Raw genomic sequence first — 22979 nt, forward strand, 5'->3', positions numbered from 1 at the left:
TTAGCCCGTGATTGGGTAAGTAAATATGAAACACTTTCAGTTTAAAGCATTATATCAAAACAACGAGTGGATTGCCCCGGCTTATGTGTCGGTAGATCAGGAAGGAAAAATCACTCATTTATCGGCTACTCCGCCTGACTCTGTCACCAACATAGAAAAAGTAGATGGATATGTCTTACCTGGCTTTCAAAATGCACACTCTCATGCGTTTCAATATGCAATGGCGGGCATTGCCGAGCGGCATAGTGGTACTGCCAATCCTGATGATTTTTGGTCATGGCGAAACGCAATGTATCAGCTAGCCCTAAGTGTACAACCCGAACAAATGGAAGCCATTGCTGCGATGTTGTATGCCGAAATGGTGCGTCATGGCTACACCTCAGTAGCAGAGTTTCATTATGTACATCACGACCTCGCCGGAAAACCTTATAACAATAAAGCCGCAATGGGTGAAAGGTTGATGGCGGCCGCTCAAAAAGCAGGCATTCGCATTACACTAGTGCCTATTTTTTACCAAAAAGGTGGTTTTGGACAAGCACCTACCCAAGGGCAACGGCGTTTTATATCGCCTGATATGGACAGTTACCTGGATTTGCTGGAACAATCACAGAAAGCAGCCAGACCTTATGCCCAGGCGTCAGTAGGGGCAGGTATTCATTCTTTGAGGGCAGTAGCCCCTGAAGTAATCAAGGCTACTTGTGAAAACCTTCCCACTGATATACCCATTCATATTCATGTAGCCGAACAGCTCAAAGAAATAGAAGATGCCAAGGCGTATTTGGGAGCACGTCCGGTAGAGTGGTTGCTGAATAATCTTGCATTGAATGAAAACTATCACCTGGTACATGCGACTCACCTTACGGAGGCAGAAGTAAGTGGTTTGGCAAAAAAACGGGCAAATGTTGTGATTTGCCCTTCTACCGAAGGAAACCTGGGAGATGGTTTATTTCCACTGGCATCGTTCCAGGCACAAGACGGGCAATGGAGCATAGGTACCGATAGCCACATTGGGCTCAACCCCTTGGAGGAACTTCGTTGGCTAGACTATGGGCAACGTGTCACTACTCACAAACGCAACTCGTTTTACTCACCCCAGCAAACTGATAGCGGGCGTTATGCTTTGGCTATGGCTACCTTTGCCGGGAGGAGGGCAATGGGACATCATACCAGTGAATTTTTTCAGGTAGGCGATCATTTTGATGCAGTAGTAATGGATGCTAACTTCCCCTTGTTTGCCATTACTTCTTTAGACAATCTACTTTCTACTATAGTATATGCTGGCGACTGTTCTGCCACCTTAGGTACTATTGTCAATGGCCGATGGATAGTACAGCAACAACGTCACCATGCCTACCAAGACATTGTAGCAGACTTTAAACAAGTGATAGCATCACTTGAGTACCGTTAATGGAACGAGCTCCTCATTTTCAATACCTAAACCTATTGAAAAAGGGGAGTTTTGTGATACCTATAAATGCAAGTGGAGCCATTAAAATAGGTTTTATCGTGTGAAAAGTCGCCTAAAAGAGACATCAATAAACCAATCCAAGCATTACCTGGAGTGTTAAACTGCAATGACTTCCAGCAAACGTTTATACCCCTCTTCGTCGCACTGAAGCAAAGTTTGGTGCATGGCATTTTTCCATACATTGAGGGCACGGCTATTCACTCCCTCTAAACCTTGCAATACCTTTTTGATTTCACTGTAGTCATATACATCCAAGGTTTGTAAAACCTCTACCATAGGAAGCAACAACTCTTGATCAGTTTTAGTGATCCACTTTTTTAAGTCACTGGTTTTTTGCTCCAGGGTTTGAGTCCAGTTGGCTACATTAGCCACCAGCCTTTCAGAAACTTGTATCACAGGCAAAGTAAGCGTAATGGTAGTTCCTTTTTTGGGACGTGAGTTGGCCGATATAAACCCTTTGTGTGCTTCTACTGCCATTTTGCAGAAGGTAAGCCCTAACCCTGACGACCGAAAATTATTCAGATCACGGGCATTTGCCTGAGCAAATTTATCGAAAATACGATCCAGTTGGTTTTTAGGAATTCCTTCTCCCTGATCAATGACTTTTATTTTGATGTGTTTGGTTGCTCCATTTTCTGGCAAATGGTCTTGTACAATGCTAATGGTGCCACTATTGGGTGAGTACTTAATGGCGTTGGTGAGCAAATTGGCAAAAACTCTGACCATCAGGTGTTGGTCTACTTTTACTTGCACGTTTTGCTGTAAGCTACTGCTGATTCTAACTGACTTTTGATTGGCCAAAAATGATACTTGTTTGATGGCTGCTTCTATAATGTCGTTCAGTGCCCAATTTGCCTTTTGTAACTTCATTTTTGCCTCATCAAATTTGTGCACATCCAAAATATTCAATACCATATTCAGCATTTGTTGCCCAGTCTGTCTTACATCTTCCTGATCTGTGATGGCAATTACATAGTTGAGAGGTGTTTTGAGGTCATGCACAATCATGTGGGTGGCTTCTTGCTTAAAATTGTCTAAATCTTTGAGGCGTTGGTTCACCATTTTCAGTATTTCAGTTTGCGACTGCAGTTCTTCTTTTTGTTGCCCTATAGCTTCTTTTTGCTCTTGCAAGGCATCTGTCTGGCTTTTGATTTCTTCGTTTTTATCTGCCAACGCTTCATTTACCCGTCTTTGCTGTTCTTTGGCCTTAAACAACTTGAGCGCCACCAATAAAGTAACAAGACCCATAGACACCCCAAAAATGGTAGTAAAAAGTAAAGTGCTGTTGCGTTTACGCTGATGAGTGATTGTTTTTTGCTGTTGGTTTTGTTGTTGTTTCAATACCCTGTTTTCCCGTTCTCTTTTTTCAAAATTATACCTGGTTTGTAGTTCTGCCAGTCGCTTACTATTCTCGGTACTAAACACAGAGTCTTTGAGTTGAGCAAGCCTGTGGTATACTTTGATGGCTTCTTTGTACTTCCCTTGTTTTTCCAGCAGTTGCCCTTTATTGTCATAATAATTGGCTTGTAGTGTATGAGAGTTGATTTGTGGCAAAAGCGCCATCGCCTCATCTAAGTAGGTTTGGGCTTGTTCAAGTTGATGAAGCTCAGTATAAGCCTTACCCAGGTTGTTCAATACATTGATTACCTCGTATTTGTTGTCTAACTGTCGGTTCAGCTTGAGCGCTTGCAAAGTATAATTGATGCTTTTGGCGTAAGCCCTCAGGTCAAAATAAATTTGCCCAATATTGTTTAGGTTCGACGCCTGGTTTTTCAAATCATTGATTTGTTGGTTGAGTTCAAGCGATTGAGTATAATAATCCAGTGCCTTTGATTTTTGATCTAAGTGACGGTACACAATGCCCATGTTGTTGTATACCCTTGCCAATTGTGCCTGGCTCCCCCTTTGCCTTATTTTGGGCAATGCTTGCATGTAGTAGTGCAACGCTTGCTGGTACTGTTTCAAATGTTGGTAAGTAAGCGCAATATTATTGAGGTTTTTACCTTGTTCGAGGGTGTTTTGAGCTTTTTCGTTGATCTCTAGTGCAGTAAAATAATGTAAGAGTGCCTCGTCATACACCCCTTTGTAGTAATAAATAGTGCCTAATTGATTGGCAAGCTTGCTTTGCCCCTGAGCATATTTGAGCCTGCGGGCGAGCCTATAGCCCTCTTGGGCAAGTTGCAATGCTTTGTTGGGATTGTTTACAGTAAGCGAGCGTGTGATTTTTAATAACAGGTGTACACGTTGCGTGTCTTGTGGAGTTTGTGCAAGTTGTTGTTCCCAATGTGTTGTTTGTTTGTGGTTAGTTTGTGCCCACAAGAGCAAAGGTGTAATAAACAATATGGCTGACAACAATCTTTTCATAGATGTGGTGGCTAGGAACTACAGCGAACAAAAATATCCAACTCAGGGAGTTAAACGGTGATTTTGTAACGCATAAAAAAGTTGAGAGGGCTTCAAATATTATACTTAAACAAAAATGGTTTTGAGGATGGATTTTGACTAATTGCCTGAATACCAACATTAATCAATCCTGTAAACCCTAAAATCACTTTCATCTTAGTATAAATACCAGGTTGTATATACCAATTTTAAACATTTTTGGCAAAATATGACTTATAAATTTATGAAAAAAATAACCCCCAAACCTGGGCAAGAATCTGTATGGGACTATCCACGTCCTCCAAAACTGGAAAATACCAACAAAACCCTGCGGGTAATTTACAATGATACGGTCATTGCGCAAACCAATCAAGGAATGCGCATTTTAGAAACCAGTCATCCGCCTACGTATTATTTTCCGCCCGAAGATGTACACCTCGAATACTTAGAACTGGTAGAGAACAAAACTTCTTTTTGTGAATACAAAGGAGCGGCCAGCTATTATAATCTTCGGTTAGAAGGTCGCGTAGTACAAAATGTGGCGTGGTTTTATGCCAATCCATTGCCTAAGTACCAGGCTTTAAAAAACCACCTTTGTTTTTATGCCTCCAAGGTAAGTGCATGTTATGTAAACGATGAGTTGGTACAAGCCCAGGAAGGCGATTTTTATGGAGGATGGATTACCTCTCAAATTGTAGGTCCTTTCAAAGGGGGCGCCAATACCTGGGGGTGGTAAGAGCTTGTTTGGATTTCATTCATTGGAGTTCTAGTGCGACTTTGACTAGCAATACTTTGTTACATTTTTCGTCAATAGCTAGGCTATTCACTCAAAATTTAACGCGTACTGCTAGCAAATTCATCACAATTACTCTCAAAAACGAAAGTCCAAATAAGCTCTAATAAAACAAGCATCTTCACCAAGCCATCAAAACACCAAAGCATTTCTTATATTTGTGACTTGTTTTAAATACAACTCATTCCCATGCATATAGATATAATTACTTGTTTGCCCCGCTTGTTAGACAGCCCCTTTAGTCACTCTATTATGAAAAGAGCCCAAGAAAAAGGACTTGCCACTATAGAAGTACACGACCTGCGCGACTACAGTACACTTAACCAACGCCAAACCGATGACTATGCTTTTGGTGGGGGTGCCGGAATGGTAATGATGATAGAACCCATTGACCAGTGCATCAGTCATTTGCAAAGCAAACGTACCTACGACGAAATTATCTATATGACGCCTGACGGTGAGCCTTTCAATCAAAAAATGGCCAACCAACTTTCTTTGAGCCAAAACTTTATCATATTATGCGGGCATTATAAAGGAATCGACGAACGGGTAAGAGAGCATTTCATTACTAAAGAAATAAGTTTAGGTGACTATGTAATCTCAGGAGGAGAACTTGCCGCAGCAGTGGTGACTGATGCCTTGGTGCGGCTGGTACCAGGGGTGCTCAACGATGAAACCTCTGCATTGACTGACTCTTTTCAAGACAATTTACTGGCGCCCCCTGTATATACCCGCCCCGAAGAGTACAAAGGAATGAAAGTGCCAGAGATATTGATGACCGGACACCACGCCAATATCGAAGAGTGGCGTTTGCAAAAAGCCATAGAACGCACCCAGCAACGTCGCCCTGATATACTCAAGGACAGTGGTTGGCTTAAAAAACAATCAGGTAAAAGCAACAAACGCCAATAAACAGGCAAAAGAGGAGAGGGGGAGTTTCTAACCACCATAATGGAGGTTTATTGGCATAAACGCTCCTTGTGAATTTATAAACTGGTCAGTGTTTTTGTCAATCGATATTCATAAACTTTGTGGCAGGGTTTAGTAGTAATTTAATCTAATCAACTATAGCATAGTGTATTTGCAAATCAAAAACATAGAGGCTGATGATATTTAAAATAAACCTTTGTTATACAGGTAAAATATGAATCGGTAAATTGTTGAAAGTTTCGGCAAGCTCTATGCCTTCTTCTTTGGTATCAGTGTCAAAATAAAACCACTTTACCATTACTTTGCCTTTATGACTAGTGTGGTAGTCTTGAAGGCATTCAAGGATTTGGTCTATTCTGCGACGAGCACTTGAATTTAAGTGGCTAAGCTTGAGGGTAACAGTTATTTTGCGTCCTTTTTTTCTCAGGTAGCCATCCAACCAGTCGTATACTGGTTTAAAAAAGGCAACATCATACTCTTGATAATACTCCCCGTCGAGCGTCAACTCTCCGGTTTGGTCGTTGAAATACACCGTAGGCGAGCAGGCATATCCTTTGATTGATAAATCATTCATGTTGGTTTTATTAGGTTGCAATAGGGCTGGCGTTGCCCCTGGGTTTACTCAATATTATGTTTCTTGGTAATTGATACGCTGTCTAAGGAATGGTGAGAAATTAAATTACCATTCTTGAGGTAGAAGTTTTGTTTTGAGACGAGGCTATTTTTTGCGCCCATAGCAGCGCTACGGGCAATAAAAATAACGAAGTATCAAGGCGAAAGATCACCTCTTAGAGTGTAAATTTATTTTTGAACAATTCCTAAAAGAAGTAGTAACTCAGGAGGCGCGAAGCAATACTATATAAATGTTGTGACCACTTCCATGAGTTTTTCAAGCCCTTGTTGGTCTACCTCACTAAAGTCATTGACCTGATCACTGTCTACATCCAGCACCATTTTAACTTCGCCATTTTGTATGATTGGTACTACAATTTCTGACCTTGAATCTGAACTACAGGCAATATGGCCAGGAAACTTTTCGACATCTTCTACAATGACCGTTTGTTTGCGGGTATAACTTGCGCCACAAACTCCTTTATCAAAGTGAATACGTGTACACGCTATAGGACCTTGAAAGGGACCCAAAACCAGTTGGTTTTCTTTGACGAAGTAAAATCCTACCCAAAAAAAGCCAAAAGTTTGTTTAAGAGCCGCTACTGTATTCGATAAATTGGCAATCAAATCTGATTCTCCTGAGGTCAAAGCTTTTACTTGAGGAATCAGGCTTTTGTAAAGTTCAGCCCTGTCTTGGGTAGTAGGAATAATGAGTGTTTCTGCCATAAGTTTGTATGGTGAGGTGTAATTGTACAAAATTAAGAATAAAATAATTAAGAAAGTAGTGGCCTTTTGTAAATATTTTGTTTCTATATTTGAAATAATATTCGTTAAAACGGCTTTCAAAGCAATAATACTACTAAGAACCAAACACTTACAACAGTTAATAAAAAATAATGGTTGTAGTGTTTTTTATGTAAACCTCCATTTGTTGAATTTCTTCCACGCCGGAAGCCTCAATTTTGACCAATATATTACAATAGGCATCGACAGACAAACAAGTTCAAACAATCTTTTGTTATTTTTGCGGTTCAATGGAAACTTTTATTCAGTTTTTAAGTTAACTAGAATGACTGGTCTAATTGACGTGAGTTGAGTAGCACAGTAAAAGAAAAAAAGCAATGAATATAAAGCATGATAAACAGGCAATACTGAAAAAAGGTGAAAATATTTTAAGACGACAAGGGTACCACAATACAGGCATTAACCAAATACTCAAAGAGTGTAATATACCCAAAGGCTCGTTTTATAATTTTTTTACCAGCAAAGAAGCTTTTGGTCAGGAAGTTTTACAATACTATAGCAATAATAATTATGAGTTGGTCAAAGGTTTTTTGCAGGATACTGATAAGTCGCCCTTGCAAAGGCTGAAAAACTTATATACAGGGCTAACCGAGTTTAACAAAAACGAAGCATACAAATGTGGTTGCCTTGCCAATAACCTGGTACTGGAAATAGCAGGGTTGAACGAACGTTTTAGAAAATTGCTCAATGTCGAATATGCCAAGGTATTGACACTGATTACGCGTTGTATAAGCGAAGCACAGCAACAACAAGAGGTAAGAGACGACTACCCAGCCGAAGCATTGGCTGAGTATATACACAGTCACTTTGTGGGCGTTTTGGCGAGGCTCAAGGCTACCCAAACCGACCAACCTTTTGAGTTGTTTTATAAAATGACCTTTGAGTATTTGACTAAAAACGAATAACGAGTAATAACTTTCTGATTGTCAGAAAGTTAATTTTTTTAATCAGAAATAGACAGACTGGTCTGTTTAGTATATTAAATATTTAGAACTCACCGCTTGAGTTCGTTACACCAATAGACAAACAAAAAAATGAACAAATTAGAAGGAAAAGTAGCCATTATTACTGGCGCAACCAGCGGAATGGGTTTGGCCACAGCAAAGTTATTTTTGGCAGAAGGAGCCAAGGTAGTAGTGACTGGACGCAGTGACGAAAAATTGAAAGCTACGAACGAGGAGTTGGCAAAAATACACGCCAATCATTTTTTAACTGTCAAAGCAGATGCCGCCGATGTAGCATCCAACAAAAAAGTATTTGAAGCTACTCAAGACAAATTTGGCAAAGTAGATATTTTGTTTGCCAATGCTGGAGTAGGGCGGTTTATGCCTTTAAGCGACGTGACCGAAGCAATGTACGACGAAGTAATGAACACCAACCTCAAAGGACCTTTCTTTTTGGTACAAGCAGGTTTGCCTTATTTCAACGAAGGAGCAAGCATTATTTTAAATACGTCGGTGTCTAACCAGATGGGAATGCCTGGAGCCAGCGCTTATGCGGCAAGCAAGGCTGGTTTGCGTTTGCTGGCCAGGGTATTTGCTGCCGAGCTTTCGGCGCACAAAATTAGAGTAAATGCCATTAGCCCTGGACCCATTGATACACCTATTTGGGGCAAAACCGGAATGCCTGAAGAGGCAGTTCAGGAAATGGGCGCAGGCATTGCCAATCAGGTAACATTGGGGCGTTTTGGTACCGCCGAAGAAATCGCAAAATCGGTTTTGTTCCTTGCCTCACAAGATGCTTCGTTTGTAACTGGAATAGAGTTAGAGGTAGATGGTGGAATGAGCCAAGTATAGGGTCGTTGAACGAGCATTAGGGCATTCTTAGTACATTGACTAAGTTACTTATCAATTAGCTCGATGAGCTCCGAAGACAAGCTTGGAGTTGTAAACCGAACTTGTCTTCGGGGCTCAGTCTTTTTCAGCTAATTTTAAATAAGCTCTTAAAGCCCTCTCATTTTTTCAAAAAACAAAGGGGGTATTATTACTTTTTTGGGGTAGGGGCTAAGGTACGCGTAGCCTTGATTGAAAACAAGTGTGGTACTTTATCTCCCCAGCCTTTTACCTGCCACCATCCGCTGCCAGGGGTAGTTTCCTGCATATTGGCAAAGCAATTATAAGGGTAATAAGCCCGTTCATTCAAAAAATCAATTTTTAAACCATTGTCAATCAATGCATTGACAACCTCGCCAATGCTGTGCCCCCAAGTGTACTCTGTGTGTTTGAGTGGAGCAGTTTCGTCGGCATAAGTACCTGTGATAGTTTCGTGATCGGGTTGTTGAGTGTTAAAGTAGCTATATTGTACCTGAGTAGTTTCAGGATCTAGGGTCATTAATAGGGGATGGGTTTCTGCAATATAAAAAAAGCCTCCAGGCTTGAGCCTTTCGGCAATGGTGCGTGCCCACAGTTGCAAGTCGGGCAGCCAGCATATAACCCCATACGAGGTATACACAATGTCGAACTTCTGGTCTATTTTGCCTTCCAGTTCCAGTACATTACTACAAACAAATTGTGCCGGAAGCTCAAGTTCTTCGCTCAACTGTTGGGCAGTACGTATCGCTTCTGGAGCAAAGTCTACCCCAGTAACAGTGGCTCCCAAGTGTGCCCATGACAGGGTATCGAGCCCAAAATGGCATTGCAAATGCAAAAGTGATTTGCCTTGTACATTGCCTACTTCAACCAGTTCTATAGCATTCAGGCTGTTTTTGGTTTGCTTGAATGTGTCTACATCATAAAAATTTGACTTGACATGAAAAGGCGTTTTGTCATCCCATATTTGTCGGTTGGCCTCAAGGTAATCTGATTGCTTGTCCATTTGCCAAAAATACTATTAAATAAGCTGACGACAAAATCAGGTTTTACCTCTTTGGAATTGTTCAAAAATAAATTTACACTCTAAGGGGTGATTTTTCGCCTTGATACTTCGTTATTTTTATTGCCCGTAGCGCTGCTATGGGCGCAAAAAATAGCCTCGTCTCAAAACAAAACCTCTACCTCAAGAATGGTAATTTAATTTCTCACCATTCCTTTGAGGAATTTTTGGGGTAAGTGCTTCGTTTGGGTTGGGCAAATGTTTCACTATCAAGCCTGGCTAAACTTACCTGAGAATAAGTACATTGTAAAATAAATAAGTTGTTGCGTAGCTCGAGGTTCGTTTGGTTTCTGACGATGATCAAAAATTGAGCAGAGTTAGTTTACAATTCCGATGCATATCGGAACCGGAGCTACGCGATGTTTTTGATAAGAAGTCAGGGGACAAAGGAAGCCGAAAAAAGCATAAGGCATTTAGTTTACAGTGTAATAAGTCAGAAAATTAAACTGAGTAACACACCTGCCAATAAAATAGTGCCTATGAGCAATATTTCCAGGCTCGATAAATTTCTCTTCATAACAAAGGGTCTGGAAAAGTTGAAAATTTTGTAAAGATATTATGCAAAAACTATGATAAATATCATTTTATATTGAAAACATTTTATTTAGGCGATTGGTTTTAAGAGGCATATATTCACCCTAAAATCTCGCCATTATGAAAAAAGGAGTGCTTATTCCCATTATCGTTACTACAGTATATTTATTGATATATACGTTTACCCCTCATTTATCTATTTCAGCTAAAGTCATCATTGCCTTATTTGTATTTTCTCCTTTTCTGATGATTTGGATGGTATTGAGCATACTTATCAAAGGAGAACCCAGCAAAAAGAAGTTCTCTGATGGGCACTGGTATGAAGATGTAAACAAAGTTTATTCGCGAGATGCCTGATTTTTTTTCTGGAAAGCAACCATTTGTACTTGCTTGCTTGTATAGTTGGTACCCGATTGACAATCTAAGTACTGAGGCAAAATTAAATATATCTAATGAGTAGGTGTAACTGTCATATTATGAGTGAGTTATTTCTATTTGTAGCACCGATATACATCGGTATTTAAGGACTTATAACTAATTGCTTGCCGCTACTTGTAACTGCAAATGTATATGAAAAATGTATGGTTTTTAGAAAATGTTAATTTATTTAACTTGTTATGCCCTCATAGGCTTAAGGCCTATAAAAAAGAGCATAGTTTTGAGCAGTACAACAAAAATGATTTTGTGTACCTTGATCAAGACCAGGCAGACAAGGTATACCTGATTATCAAAGGAAAAGTGAAGATTTCTTCTTATACCGAAGACGGTGAAGAGATAGTGAAAGCTATTTTAACAAAAGGAGAAGTTTTTGGCGAATTGGCAGCTTTGGGCGAAAGCCACCGAAATGATTACGCGCAGGCAGTAGCCGCCACCACTATTTGTGCGGTAGACACTCAAACCTTGCAAACCCTTCTCAAAAACCAACAAGAGTTTAGCCTTAACATTTATAAACTGGTGGGTTGGCGCATAAAAAAACTAGAGCACCGTTTGTCATTGCTTATGTTTAAAGATGCCCGTACCCGTTTGATCGAGTTTTTGAAAAACATGGGCAGCGAACAAGGCGAAGCCAAAGGCAATACGATTGAGATTAACCATTTACTTACCCAAAAAGACATTGCCGACTTGATTGGCGTATCGCGTCCTACGCTTAATTCACTGCTCAATGAGTTGAAAAGTGAAGGAATGGTAGATTTTCAGCGAAAAGTAATCAAGTTGTATAAAAATAAACTGGAACTGTTAGCCAGCTAACAGTTGATATGTTTAATAATGCTTGTTTTGTAATACCAGAGTCTAAGGCTCTGTGTATCGCTGATTGCAAGTGAATACTCCGATTGGTGATCGGGTAAATTTTCAAGTTGTCATCAATGGAAGCATGGTGTGCTTCCATTGATTTTTTTATCATTTATACTACTTCAGTTTCAGCCTTGTGGGGGTATCTTTGCCTGCTACAATACTACGTACGCCCAGTGCTACAGCTTTTATCATATCGGTTAGGTTTTCAATATCAAGCGTGTTTACTTCATCGCTTACCTGGTGGTAGTGTTTATCATTGGCAATATCAACCGACGAAATAGTGTGTGCCGGAATACCGTGACGTGCCAAGGCATAATTGTCTGAGCGTTGAAACAAATTATACTTTTTGTAAGGGTCGGGGTGAAAGGTAAAGCCAGTACCTTGAGCGTTTTCTTGTAAAATTTTGCCCAGGTTCGAGTAGCTATAGCCAGTAATAAAAGCTCCTTTGCGTCCAAACTTAGATGCTTTGCCTACCATTTCTATATTAATGCCTGCCACAATTTTAGCCAATTGCGATTTTTTGAGTTGTTTGCCAAAATAAGTAGAACCCACCAAGCCTATTTCCTCAGCAGTAAAAGCCACAAACATCAAGGTACGTTGGTTGTTGCCTTGTTTGCTGAAATAATGTGCCAGTGAAATCACCGCAGTAACCCCTGATGCGTCATCGTCAGCACCATTATAAATAGAGTCTCCTTTGGCTCCTTTACGAACCCCCAAGTGATCGTAGTGAGCTGAAAATACCACGATTTCTTCCCTGGTTTTTTTGTTTTTACTTTTACCCGGTATCACCCCCAGCACATTGAGCATGGGCAACCCTTGGTGGGTAAATTTTTGATCATAATTTTTGAACCCTGGCAGAGGCTTCAATCCAGCTTTGGTAAATTCCTGGGCAATAAAAGCAGCCGCTTTTTTTTCTCCTTCGGTGCCTGCCTTTCGCCCCATCATATTGTCGGCAGCCAAGCTTGAAATGATGCTTTTGACCTGCTTTTGTTTAATGCTTTCTTCAACTTTTTGTGCTTGTGCACAAGAGTATAACCCGCAGAAGATCAGCAGGTAAGCTATTTTAGATTGTAGTATGTTTTTCATTGTATATCAATTATAGGTACAAGGTTTCAGATGACAAGCTTTCGGTTTTTGATCAAATACGCAAATCAAAAAATACCCATGACTGGAAGCAGTGCTTACTTCCGGCTATTTACAAAATAGGTAAAACTGTTTCGGTTACTAGGGAATTTAAAAAAACGTTTAAGGCTCATGTAGTTCTTTTTGTCTACTGCATAATCATAAGCAAACTTAGCAATTCTTAGCGAAGCATTTTCATAATGAAATAACCGCAAAACCCCCCGTATTTGTTTTACACTGAGACAGCGGTATTGTTGAATTACTCTTTTGGCGGTAGCCTCCTTCATGTCGTTGGTGTATATTCGCCTGACTTTTCTACGCATAGCCTTGTACTCTGCCTCGCTAATGGCCGATAAACAGGGGGTATGGGTAATATTGGTGGGGTTAGAGTTGTTGTTGTTGCCGTTGTTGTTGTTATTAGAATTATTATTTGAGTGATTGTTGTTACCCCCGCTTTGTCGCTGTTTGCGGGCAAACTGCAAAAATGCATTGGTTGCTTCACTGGTTTGGAGTATTTGGGTGGCTTGTCCATAGTGCAGCAAGTCGTATACATGAGGTGCAGCCTGCTTTAGAAAATTCAATCGGTTATTTTCATCTTTTAGCAAACTCCCCAGCTTCATTATTTGTGCCACTGCCAAGCAATTATCTTTGAGTACTTCTAGAGCTATCAGCATTTTTTGTGCCTCATCGGGCGTATTGAACACCTGCCGGGCAAGCGGAATAAATATGGCTTCTGACATAGGAAGGTCACAGTTGCGCTTGCCTTTGTATCCGTTATAGTCAGGATAGTTTAAGTCAGGAAACTTCAATGAATCGGTTTGGGCAAAGCTTGCTTGTTGCCAAACCAGGCAAATCAAGCATACAATCAATAGTTTTAGGTTCATCATATTTCGGTATAATAAATAAACAAACCATAGTTGGACTATAACTATGGTTCGATAAATATACAATAAGTGTTGTTTGTTTAAACAGTTATTTTTGCGTTTTTAGCCAGTTCATAAAATCCCTTTTAGTAAAAGTAGACCTGAATATGGTTGCCATCTGGTGATAGTCCTCTTTTTTGTGCGCGTAATTATAAGCCCATTTTGCGTATTTGAGCTTGTCGCTCGAAAAAGTGAACTGACCCCCTATAGTTTTAAGCTGGTCAATAGAATAACATTTGTTTTTAGTTTTAAAAATGCTTTGTAACAAACTAAACTTTTTTCGGTCAATCCACTCTTTTTTTACCTGACTGTTTATACCCTTAAAATCATTGTCATCAATTAGGCAAGACTCTTCCTTTTTTGTGCCCGACTTGCTATTCAAAAAAAGGTCAAAGTCTTGTTGGGTAGTGAGCGAGTTAAGCGCTACTCGTGCCGAAGCATAATTTCCTACATCATATACCCGGTCAAAAGCACCTTTGAGCAAAGCCAGTCGGTGGTTGTCTTGTTTTACCAACGACACCATTTTCATTACTTGGGCGGTAGTCATACAATTACTCGTAAGTGCTTGCCAAGCTTGGGTGTAGCGGCTGGTTTCATCGCTTTGCTGGTGTACTTGGGTGGCATAGGTCATAAATATGGGTTGGCTGATAAAACTGCTACAGTTATTAGTCCCCTGGTATCCGGCAAGGGTGGGGTAGTTCCAATGAGGAAAAGTAACCTGGCCTGGGTTGCCTGTGCCTCCCGACCCACCCTTGCGTAGTGCCATAATGTGTTGATGTGCCCTGGCTACATTTCGAAAGCTCTTGAAAGCGTCGTATACGTGATGAAAATGGCGACGGTCGTAGGTTTTGAGGTAAGCTTCCTTAACAAAAGCTACCCGCGATTGGTCGGTTTGAAACGATGCAGCAATTTGTTTGACCTGGCTACTGGTAACACAGTTGAGGCGCACCAGGTTGATGGCTGCTTTGAGTTTATTGTTTTCATTGGGTTGCCGATCCAAGCCTTTGTACTTTTGCTGAAAAGCATAGTTAGACAATGGGTTGGTACAACCTCGGCGGTGGTTTTGAGCAAAAAGCGAGGAAGAGAATATAAGCCCAATAAGGGTAAAATAGTAAAGTTTTTTCATGGATTGTTAATAAATTAAGGTTTGTATAAATGATACCACACACTTTTATTACTACGAATAAAAGCGTGTGATAAGTACTGCAAAATTGGCTTAAGACTGGCAAAGTGATTTTGAATTACAAAATATGACACCCATTCGTTACTTTTAGGTCAAGTGTGTCTTTAGCCAATTTAAAAATGAATTATTTGTTCTTATTTATCAGTGCATTATCTTCTTTGTTGACTGTTGACATAACGTAAAAAAGCTTCACGGTCTGAAGAAAACCTAAACATATTAGATAATTGATGGTATTTTCTTTTATTACAAGTATAATTATAGGCAAATTTAAGAAAAGTCATTTTATCGCAACTAAAACGAAACTCTTGGGCAATGCTACGAATTTGAGCCACTACAAACATCTTTCGTTTAATCTGAAACATATTCTTGGCAGTGCTCATCTTGCTTGAGTTAAAGCGTTCGCGTTGAACACTGTGTAACACTTCCATGTAACCACGTTGCCCGATTAACCCAGCGCTGTGTCCCCCAGAACCACAGCCTCCACCACCAGTGCTGCAACTTCCACAATGCCCAAGTTTTTGCCCACATTTGCACCATTTTTTTACGCCACCGTTTCCACACTTGCCACAATGCCCAAGTTTTTGCCCACATTTACACCATTTTTTTCCACCATTGCCGCATCCTCCATAGTGCCCAGACCTTTTACCGCATTTACACCATTTTTTTCCACCACCATTGCCACATCCTCCATAGTGTCCAGACCTTTTACCGCATTTACACCATTTTTTTCCACCACCATTGCGCCCGTGTTTATGTACATATCTTTTGAGTTTTTGCCGAAAGTGAGCCTGGTAAAATGTGCTGTATACACAACTAAAGTTGCGACGGTCTACCGTATTATGAAAAGCTACCTTGGCAAATGCCAGTCGGTTTTGGTCTTTGCGAAAAACCTGCGCTATAGCCCTCACCTGATGACTACTAAGGCAGTGGTTACGAGCCACCCGTTGGGCTGTCTGGAGCTTCTGGGAACCACGCTTTTGCTGAATTCTACGTTTTTTTTGTTTAAACAAATGAGGTGGAATCGCCTGTCGGCAACGACGCTGTGCCTGTGCCGAAGACAATAGAACGGTACTGAAGCAAAACAGCAAAAGCAAGCAAATAATGGGAGTATACCTTGTTATCATAGTATAGATGTTTGTTTCTCTGGTATCTGCAGAGAAGGTGAATGAATGATTGTGTCACCCCTACGCGGATAAAAATCTCTCGCGTCCTGGTTTTTATACTATGATCACTTCACTTTATACGAGGTGTTGTTTGTGTATTACAACTATTTGAAAAGCATAATTTTATCGTTAAAATGTACTAAATTTACTTTGCTATAAAAAAGAACAGTTTTGCTCGGTTTTACCCAGCGAGCTTGCCTCCTTTTGACTGATTTTTAAGTCTTTAAAAAATTGCTCAAGTGAATGTATGAAAACCAATATTGAGAAAATATTCCAGTTGTTGGTCAGCAACAACAAAGCAAACCATGCATTGGCAATGCAATTGTTAAAGTCTCAAAAAATAGAGGAAATTGACTTGTTTGCACGTCAAGGTCTGGTGAAACATGAGGATATGCTGGTTTGTCTAAGGTATATAGAAAATCTATGCGTTGGAATTAAGCAACCACTCTCACGACGAATGTATATAGTGGCAAATGAGATAATGGAGTTTATTAAATAAGGCTCTTATTAAGCATCCTACTGATATATTTTAGGAGTGCACGAAGTTTTGAAAACCTCTGATATACAGGTGTTTATGTATAAATTAAAGTGATAAGTGTAGGGGCAATCCCTTGTGGTTGCCCTAGTGAAGAGTAAACATGAGCATACAATAACCCTTCAGCCCAATTCTTTATAAGAGCCTTACATTTAATACGTCTTAGTCATACTACTGGGTACCGCAATGATATAATCTGCGAGATTTTTGTTTTTAGCCGAAAGGTTACCCACCTCAGCCTGGCTCACCGTGGCAATGGTGACCACCTTTAGTTTCTTTTGTTTTTGTTTCAAATACCAACCAATCCCCTCAAAGTTGTTAGAATGGTAAGTACCGTGGAAGTGCAAAAAGGTTTGTTTCTTTTGGCGGTTTTTCAAGATAAAATGCGCCATGGTAGCATCTTTGATCGCTTGCGCACGGGCAAAGTTTTTGGGAGTCATGCCGCCCATACCTCCCCCATGAGCACCCCCCATCATTTTTACCATCTGGGCATAGCCCGGCAAACTCAGGTCTACCTTGATGGGCAAAGGTGCCACCCATTTTTTGGCTGTTTTAGAGAGTTTGTCTAAACCCTCAAATCCTTTTTTAGACACCACACTGGCATAACGCCTTGGAATATTGGTAGCAACAAAATGGAGTTGATTTTTTTGGGCAAAGTCTACCAAAGGTCGATAGTCGGTCGAGTGATTGTTCCATACTTTAGCCTCTTTCTCGAAGTGCTTGCGCGAAATAACGCCCTGTAAGTATTCGTTCATCAGTTCCTGGTTATCTGCCTCAAACATTTCGGCGCCCAGCACCAGTTTGTCTTTTTTGGCGGCATACAAATCTTGAGTTACCTCAAGCTGTAGCCAATGGCTAATGGGGTTGTTATGGATTTCGCCAAAGAGTACCACATCAGCCGTTTTGAGCTCATCGAGCATTTGGGTGTAAGTGGTTTTCTTGCCGGTTTTGTCAAACAGTTGATAGGCTTTTTTGGCAGGGGCAAACCCCAATACTGCCACTACAGCAAGCAAAGCCCCCCAAGATAGTATTGTTTTTTTCATATTTTAGCGTGTTTTTTAATCATCATTACAACTGTTGCGAAGCTACTAAGAATTGGGGAAGAGGGCAATTTAAATTTTTGGAGGGATGGGTTCGGAATAATTAACCTTGCAGAAGAAAGTAAGGTATCTCTTTATTATGTAATTTAGTCTGATGTGAAAAAGTATAAAACTTTACTCTACCCTACTATTTTTCGCCTTGATTTGTGTCTCCACAAATCACATCACTCACAAGTCTAAAAAACGACTTATTTTAGAGTTTCGATCGCCCCCGTACAACGGGATTTATCAATTGGTAAAGACACGCAACCGAGGCGAGGATGGTATTTTAAAAAAAGCTGGGTAGAGTAATAAAACCTGCAAAATAAAAAAATTACGATAACTAATCATATTAAAAAGCATGTGGACAGACAACGATACAGATATAGACCTTATTAACTATGATCACCTAGTTCAATCAGCTATTGACATCATTAGTAATGAGAATTTATTGCCGTGCACTATTGGTATATATGGTGAATGGGGAAGCGGGAAATCAAGTTTGATGAGACTTATTCAAAAAGAATTAGAAAGTGATGAAAAAATACTTGTCATAAAATTCAATGGGTGGCTTTTTGAGGGATATGAAGATGCCAAAAGTGCTTTAATGGAGGTTATCCTAAACACACTATATGAGAAAGAAAAAAACACTAAAAAAGTTACTAAAAGAATTGGAAAAGCACTAAGAAAGATTCAATGGCTGAAGCTTGGCAAGGTAGCTCTAAAATATGGGCTTGGATTTGCTGCCGCAGGACCAATGGGTTTGGCTTTGCTGGGGGCAAAAGATTTACAAAATCCTAATCCTAAGTCTATGCCAACCCAAGGTCAGGCAGTTGGAAACATTGGTAAAGCCAACCTTGGTGATTTTGATTTCTTGAACAGAGAACAGGAGCCTGTAGTAACTATTAAGGAACTTCATCAAGATTTTGAGGAGATTTTGGAAGATACCACGGTAGAAAAAGTAGTCGTATTTATTGATGACTTAGACAGATGCAACCCTGATACAATTATTGAAACTCTTGAAGCAATCAAGCTTTTCCTGTTTCTAAAAAACACCAGTTTTATTATCAGTGCAGATGAAAGAATAATTGAACAAGGTGTAAAAACCAAATTCAAAGATGTTTATTCTGAGGGTCTAGGTTTAGGTAAACAATATTTGGAAAAACTAATTCAATTTCCGATACACATACCAAGACTCAGTAATAATGAAATGGAGATTTATTCAAATCTTTTATTTACAAGTCTATATGCAGAGCCAAAAGACTTTGAAAAAATTAGGGAGAGTGTCATTAACCAAAAAGGAGAGCAACTTTATTCTGGTGATATTACTTACACCTTTACAAATGCCTCAAAGCTTTTTCAAGAATTAGGTATTGAGTTTGAAAAAGGCAAAACGGATATTACTGATGCTCTTGCCTTAACTTCTGAAATCATTGACGTACTTGTTATTCAGCTACAGGGGAATCCTCGCCAATGCAAGCGCTTTCTAAATACTCTCCTCATGCGTACTAAAATGGCAAAAACGAAGGAAATCACCCTAAGTCAACGCACTTTAGCCAAAATCATGTTATTGGAATATTTCAGTAGTAAAAAATATTTGTTTTTAGCAGATTTACAAGCTTCAGAAAAAGGAAAACCACAGCTAATATCTGTTCTCGAGAAAATACTCAACAAAAAAAAACAAGGTAAACAAGACAAAGGCGAGCAAAAGAAAGATAAACAAGAGGACAATACAAAAAAGGAAATAATCCCTCAAACACTAATCGAGGTGCTAAAAGAATGGGAAGAAGATACATTTATTAAAAAACTTATGGCAAGTGAGCCTTATTTAAGTAATGTGGACTTAAGACCATATTTTTATTTTTCCAGAAAAAGTCAATCATCTTTCTCTATTGTGCCATTGGGCATGAGTAGTGATGCAGAATCTGTCTTCAAAGACATAAGTGGCGAAAAAACTGCTAAAAGCATAATGAAACTAGCAATGGAGAAGTTTAAAAACCTAAGCGAAGTGGATGTAACTCAAATAATAAAAGCCATTCAAGAAAAAATATTGCGAGATGAAAAACCTTCAAGCTTAATAACAAATCTATTTAAGATGGGAGAGGTACGTAAAGAGTTGAAATCAGATATTCTTGATTTTATTGAAAACTTGCCAACAGAAAAAGTAACAGCTAAAAATATTAACCAAATCATGGATTATCAAAAAGACGCACCAGAGTTTAAACTTAAAGTTAGTCAAATTTTAGCCAAGTGGAGTGATCACCCCACCAGAACTATATCCACGTTAGCAAAAGCAACAAGAAAAGATATTTAATTTATGGGTACATCAAGTTCTTTCGGAGGACCTAAAAATGGGACTTCATTATTACCTCCTTTCGCCACTCCACCTAGTGATTCACAAAATGGAAATAATGGCACTCAAGATAATTCTCAGCAGGGGCAGAACAATGATTCAAAAAATATACAAAATCCTGATACGGGAAAGTGGTCTACTGCTAAAGGTAATTTAAGTCGTTATGTCAGGAATAGAGGTAATACAGGTTCTACTCCGAAAAAAGCTGTTCAATCTTATGTAAGAGCCAGTGGAGGTTCAAGTGGGGCATCTAGGGCAGCACGTTCAGGTAAAATTTCTGTCGGTGGTTATGGTAATTTTTTGAGAGGAATTGCCTCTGATGGTATCAATAAGACTTTAGAAAATTACAATCTCAAACATTTAATAGGTAAACCCTCTGAACAAGTTTTTGCTGCCATTGCAGATAGCTTAGCACCGACTGGGGCAACAAATGAAGATGCAGTTGCAAGAAAAGCGATTTTAGAGTCATTACAAGACTTATTTACAGAACATAAACTTGAAAGCAATGATATATCAACGCTCAACAATTTAAGTGAAGAAGAACTTCAAGACTATGTATTAGATGCAACTGGCACTTATGTGTTTAGTAAATTTGTTGAAGAGCTAAGTATTGCCATTGAAAAAGGTTCAATAGATAAATCAGAAGCTTACGATATAGAAGTTGATGTTGAGGATTACATTAGGGGAAGATTAGAATCTGAGTTTAAAGATAGGGATATTCTTAGTTCAGGTTCTAAAGAAGGGTTTAACAAGAGAATCATGGATGAAATATTTGAAAAAGTATATAAAATACTAGAAGATTAGAAAAATGATTTGGAATATTATATATAGTATTAATCAAGATGAATCATACGATATTGCTGAAATTGATGGAAGAAGTAAAACCCTGCACATTCCTTTTAACAGAGAACTTGAGGCAGATGTGCTAAAACAAGATATTTTTACGAAGCTAAAAAAGCAAAAACTACGTCCATCAGCCCTAGCAAAAGATTTTCTTCATATTGGCTTATCTATTTACGCAACTGATCAAATTGTTTCAAGGTCTAAATACGGTTATTTCAATTGGAGCAGATCATTTATTGTTCACGTGCCAGTGTCAAATCCAAATATCTGGCAAGAATATAAACAAACTTTAGAAGAAGCGACTTCGTTTTTGAGCGGTGATGAGTGGAAATTTGAGTTTAGGGAGATTGAAGAAGTAGAATCCATAATAGAAGAGATTACACCAATCAAAAAACATGATTTTGACAAAGCTTGTTTATTTTCTGGAGGCATGGATTCTTTTATAGGAGCATCAGACTTACTACATCAGAGGAATAAGCTATTTCTTGTAGGACATCACAAACAAGGTAGTAAAGAGAAACCTACCCAAGAAGCTTTATTCAATGAGTTTACTAAAAAATACGCCAATAAGATTGATAAATTTTTGTTTTATGTACAACCTAAAAGACGTAAAAGTAAACAGCCATTAAGCAAAGGAGGGAGTGAAAATACTTCTAGAGCAAGGTCTTTTTTATTCATCGCTACAGGGATAGCTGTAGCTAATGCTATTGGAGAAAAAACGCCTTTAGTAGTGCCAGAAAATGGCTTTATTTCTTTAAATATCCCACTTACTTCATCTCGACTAGGAAGTTTAAGTACCAGAACAACTCATCCCTATTTTATTCATAAAATAAATGAATTATTGGCAAACGTTGGAATAGCCAATAAACTAGAAAATCCATATCAATTTAAAACAAAGGGTCAAATGCTTGAGGAGGCAAAAGATGATCAGTTTGTTACCTCAAACCTAGCGAAAACAATTTCTTGTGCACATCCTGACATTGGTAGATATCGTAAGAAGGCTGGTATTCCCCATTGTGGTTACTGTACTCCCTGCATTATACGTATAGCTGCCATTAGCTCCGTACTAAAAAAACAAAAAGTAGAAAGTTATTTAGTGTCGGTTATGTCAGAAACTCCAGATTATAAAAAGAAAAGTTGGCGAGATTACAGAGCCTTTACTCTCGCACTTCATAATTACAACAAAGAATGGGAAGCAAAAAAATTACTGGGCTTAAAGGTTTTGAGTGCAGGTCCTATACCTGATTTAGAAAACTTAGATAAATACATCGATGTATATAAGAATGGAATGAAAGAAGTTGGTGACTTTCTAGGCATTAAAATCGAAACTGAAAGATGAACTACATAGATACACATTTTCACCTTGATTTGTGGACTAATCCACCTGAGATTTTCTCTGAAATAGAGAAACAAAAGGTATATACAATTGCGGTTACAAATACACCTTCTGTATTCTATTACACAGAGGAATTGGCAAACAATTCAAAGTATGTACGTTCAGCAATTGGACTACATCCTGAGTTGGCTGTAGAAAGGCAAGGAGAAATTGATTTGTTTAAGAAAATATTGAAGAGAACAAGATATGTAGGTGAAGTAGGTTTAGATTATGTAAATATAACAGAGGACGAAAAACAGATTCAAAAAAAAGTATTTGAAACAATTGTGGCAGAATGTTGGGAACAAAAAAATAAAATAATCACTATTCATTCACGGCGAAGTGCTTCCGATATAATAGATATTATTGGTGACAATTTCCCTGGGACAATTATTTTACATTGGTTTTCTGGGAGTTTCAAAGAAATGGAAAAGGCTTTATCTTATGGTTTTCACTTCTCAATAAATAATGCCATGACATTATCTAAAAAAGGAAAACAGATAATTGAACGTCTACCTAATGATAAAATGTTGACAGAGACTGATGGACCTTTTATCAAAAACAAACAAGTTCCTCATTCACCTCTGATGATACCAAGTATTGTCCAAAACCTATCTAAAATTAAAGACATGCCAGTTGAGAATCTTAGGGTGTTGATATACAGTAATTTTAAACAGATTTTAATGATTGATAAAGGCGTGATAGGTTGATAACTA

General features: G+C 39.0%; 21 protein-coding genes. 12 read left to right on the forward strand and 9 right to left on the reverse strand.

Features of this window, described 5'->3' with window-relative positions; genetic code table 11:
* Positions 1-25: 25 nt before the first annotated feature.
* Positions 26-1408, forward strand: a complete 1383-nt coding sequence (gene hutF / locus Q0954_RS01335) for a formimidoylglutamate deiminase (protein WP_299452612.1) — start codon at positions 26-28, stop codon at positions 1406-1408.
* 156 nt (positions 1409-1564) lie between these two features.
* Here hutF and Q0954_RS01340 read toward each other — a convergent pair whose 3' ends face one another.
* Entirely contained in the window at positions 1565-3832 is a 2268-nt protein-coding gene (locus tag Q0954_RS01340; RefSeq protein WP_299452614.1) for a tetratricopeptide repeat-containing sensor histidine kinase, read from the reverse strand.
* Positions 3833-4094: 262 nt separating this feature from the next.
* Here Q0954_RS01340 and Q0954_RS01345 point away from each other — a divergent pair, with 262 nt between their 5' ends.
* Together Q0954_RS01345 and trmD are read left to right on the forward strand one after the other, a co-directional pair.
* The gene (locus tag Q0954_RS01345; RefSeq protein WP_299452616.1) at positions 4095-4586 is read left to right on the forward strand and encodes a DUF427 domain-containing protein; all 492 of its coding nucleotides are present in this window, start codon (positions 4095-4097) and stop codon (positions 4584-4586) included.
* A gap of 246 nt (positions 4587-4832) precedes the next feature.
* Positions 4833-5555, forward strand: coding sequence for a tRNA (guanosine(37)-N1)-methyltransferase TrmD (trmD, locus tag Q0954_RS01350; protein WP_299452619.1), 723 nt, complete (start codon positions 4833-4835; stop codon positions 5553-5555).
* A gap of 217 nt (positions 5556-5772) precedes the next feature.
* Here the strand turns inward: trmD and Q0954_RS01355 are convergent, their stop codons facing one another.
* The gene (locus Q0954_RS01355; RefSeq protein ID WP_299452620.1) at positions 5773-6147 is read right to left on the reverse strand and encodes a DUF1987 domain-containing protein; all 375 of its coding nucleotides are present in this window, start codon (positions 6145-6147) and stop codon (positions 5773-5775) included.
* Between the two features lie 281 nt (positions 6148-6428).
* Positions 6429-6911 (reverse strand): GAF domain-containing protein, encoded by a 483-nt coding sequence (locus tag Q0954_RS01360; protein WP_299452622.1) that lies wholly within the window; start codon positions 6909-6911, stop codon positions 6429-6431.
* 395 nt (positions 6912-7306) lie between these two features.
* On the opposite strand from Q0954_RS01360, the gene Q0954_RS01365 reads away from it, so the two are divergent.
* Positions 7307-7894 carry a TetR/AcrR family transcriptional regulator gene (locus tag Q0954_RS01365; protein WP_299452624.1) on the forward strand — a complete coding sequence of 196 codons (588 nt, stop codon included), beginning with the start codon at positions 7307-7309 and terminating at the stop codon, positions 7892-7894.
* 129 nt (positions 7895-8023) lie between these two features.
* On the forward strand, positions 8024-8785 hold the full coding sequence (locus Q0954_RS01370; RefSeq protein ID WP_299452626.1) for a glucose 1-dehydrogenase: 762 nt from the start codon (positions 8024-8026) through the stop codon (positions 8783-8785).
* 187 nt (positions 8786-8972) lie between these two features.
* Here the strand turns inward: Q0954_RS01370 and Q0954_RS01375 are convergent, their stop codons facing one another.
* A complete protein-coding gene (locus Q0954_RS01375) occupies positions 8973-9803 on the reverse strand; it encodes a bifunctional 2-polyprenyl-6-hydroxyphenol methylase/3-demethylubiquinol 3-O-methyltransferase UbiG (RefSeq protein WP_299452628.1) in 831 nt (276 codons plus the stop codon).
* A gap of 711 nt (positions 9804-10514) precedes the next feature.
* On the opposite strand from Q0954_RS01375, the gene Q0954_RS01380 reads away from it, so the two are divergent.
* Positions 10515-10751 (forward strand): hypothetical protein, encoded by a 237-nt coding sequence (locus tag Q0954_RS01380; RefSeq protein WP_299452630.1) that lies wholly within the window; start codon positions 10515-10517, stop codon positions 10749-10751.
* 213 nt (positions 10752-10964) lie between these two features.
* Positions 10965-11642 carry a Crp/Fnr family transcriptional regulator gene (locus Q0954_RS01385; RefSeq protein ID WP_299452633.1) on the forward strand — a complete coding sequence of 226 codons (678 nt, stop codon included), beginning with the start codon at positions 10965-10967 and terminating at the stop codon, positions 11640-11642.
* 159 nt (positions 11643-11801) lie between these two features.
* On the opposite strand, the gene Q0954_RS01390 is transcribed toward Q0954_RS01385, so the two are convergent.
* The 4 genes from Q0954_RS01390 to Q0954_RS01405 all read right to left on the reverse strand — a co-directional run bounded on the left by Q0954_RS01390 (position 11802) and on the right by Q0954_RS01405 (position 16039).
* Positions 11802-12773, reverse strand: a complete 972-nt coding sequence (locus tag Q0954_RS01390; RefSeq protein WP_299452635.1) for a M28 family peptidase — start codon at positions 12771-12773, stop codon at positions 11802-11804.
* A 95-nt stretch (positions 12774-12868) separates the two neighbouring features.
* Complete coding sequence (locus Q0954_RS01395; RefSeq protein WP_299452637.1) at positions 12869-13696, reverse strand: DUF4476 domain-containing protein; 828 nt, start codon at positions 13694-13696, stop codon at positions 12869-12871.
* Between the two features lie 85 nt (positions 13697-13781).
* Entirely contained in the window at positions 13782-14858 is a 1077-nt protein-coding gene (locus tag Q0954_RS01400) for a DUF4476 domain-containing protein (RefSeq protein ID WP_299452639.1), read from the reverse strand.
* 206 nt (positions 14859-15064) lie between these two features.
* Positions 15065-16039, reverse strand: coding sequence for a DUF4476 domain-containing protein (locus Q0954_RS01405; protein WP_299452641.1), 975 nt, complete (start codon positions 16037-16039; stop codon positions 15065-15067).
* Between the two features lie 286 nt (positions 16040-16325).
* Here Q0954_RS01405 and Q0954_RS01410 point away from each other — a divergent pair, with 286 nt between their 5' ends.
* Positions 16326-16577, forward strand: coding sequence for a hypothetical protein (locus Q0954_RS01410; RefSeq protein WP_299452644.1), 252 nt, complete (start codon positions 16326-16328; stop codon positions 16575-16577).
* 188 nt (positions 16578-16765) lie between these two features.
* On the opposite strand, the gene Q0954_RS01415 is transcribed toward Q0954_RS01410, so the two are convergent.
* The gene (locus Q0954_RS01415; protein ID WP_299452646.1) at positions 16766-17656 is read right to left on the reverse strand and encodes a ChaN family lipoprotein; all 891 of its coding nucleotides are present in this window, start codon (positions 17654-17656) and stop codon (positions 16766-16768) included.
* A gap of 397 nt (positions 17657-18053) precedes the next feature.
* Between Q0954_RS01415 and Q0954_RS01420 the strand changes: the two genes are divergently transcribed.
* From Q0954_RS01420 to qatD, 4 genes are read left to right on the forward strand one after another with little or no spacing between them, the layout of a single operon-like run.
* Positions 18054-20006, forward strand: coding sequence for a P-loop NTPase fold protein (locus Q0954_RS01420; protein WP_299452649.1), 1953 nt, complete (start codon positions 18054-18056; stop codon positions 20004-20006).
* A 3-nt stretch (positions 20007-20009) separates the two neighbouring features.
* A complete protein-coding gene (gene qatB, locus Q0954_RS01425) occupies positions 20010-20849 on the forward strand; it encodes a Qat anti-phage system associated protein QatB (RefSeq protein ID WP_299452651.1) in 840 nt (279 codons plus the stop codon).
* Between the two features lie 4 nt (positions 20850-20853).
* Entirely contained in the window at positions 20854-22227 is a 1374-nt protein-coding gene (gene qatC / locus Q0954_RS01430; RefSeq protein WP_299452653.1) for a Qat anti-phage system QueC-like protein QatC, read from the forward strand.
* Positions 22224-22973 carry a Qat anti-phage system TatD family nuclease QatD gene (gene qatD / locus Q0954_RS01435; protein ID WP_299452655.1) on the forward strand — a complete coding sequence of 250 codons (750 nt, stop codon included), beginning with the start codon at positions 22224-22226 and terminating at the stop codon, positions 22971-22973. Before qatC ends, qatD begins: the two co-directional genes overlap by 4 nt.
* Positions 22974-22979 lie beyond the last annotated feature (6 nt).

Origin of the sequence: uncultured Microscilla sp. (assembly GCF_947493425.1) — a bacterium.
Classification (GTDB): Bacteria; Bacteroidota; Bacteroidia; order Cytophagales; family Microscillaceae; genus Microscilla.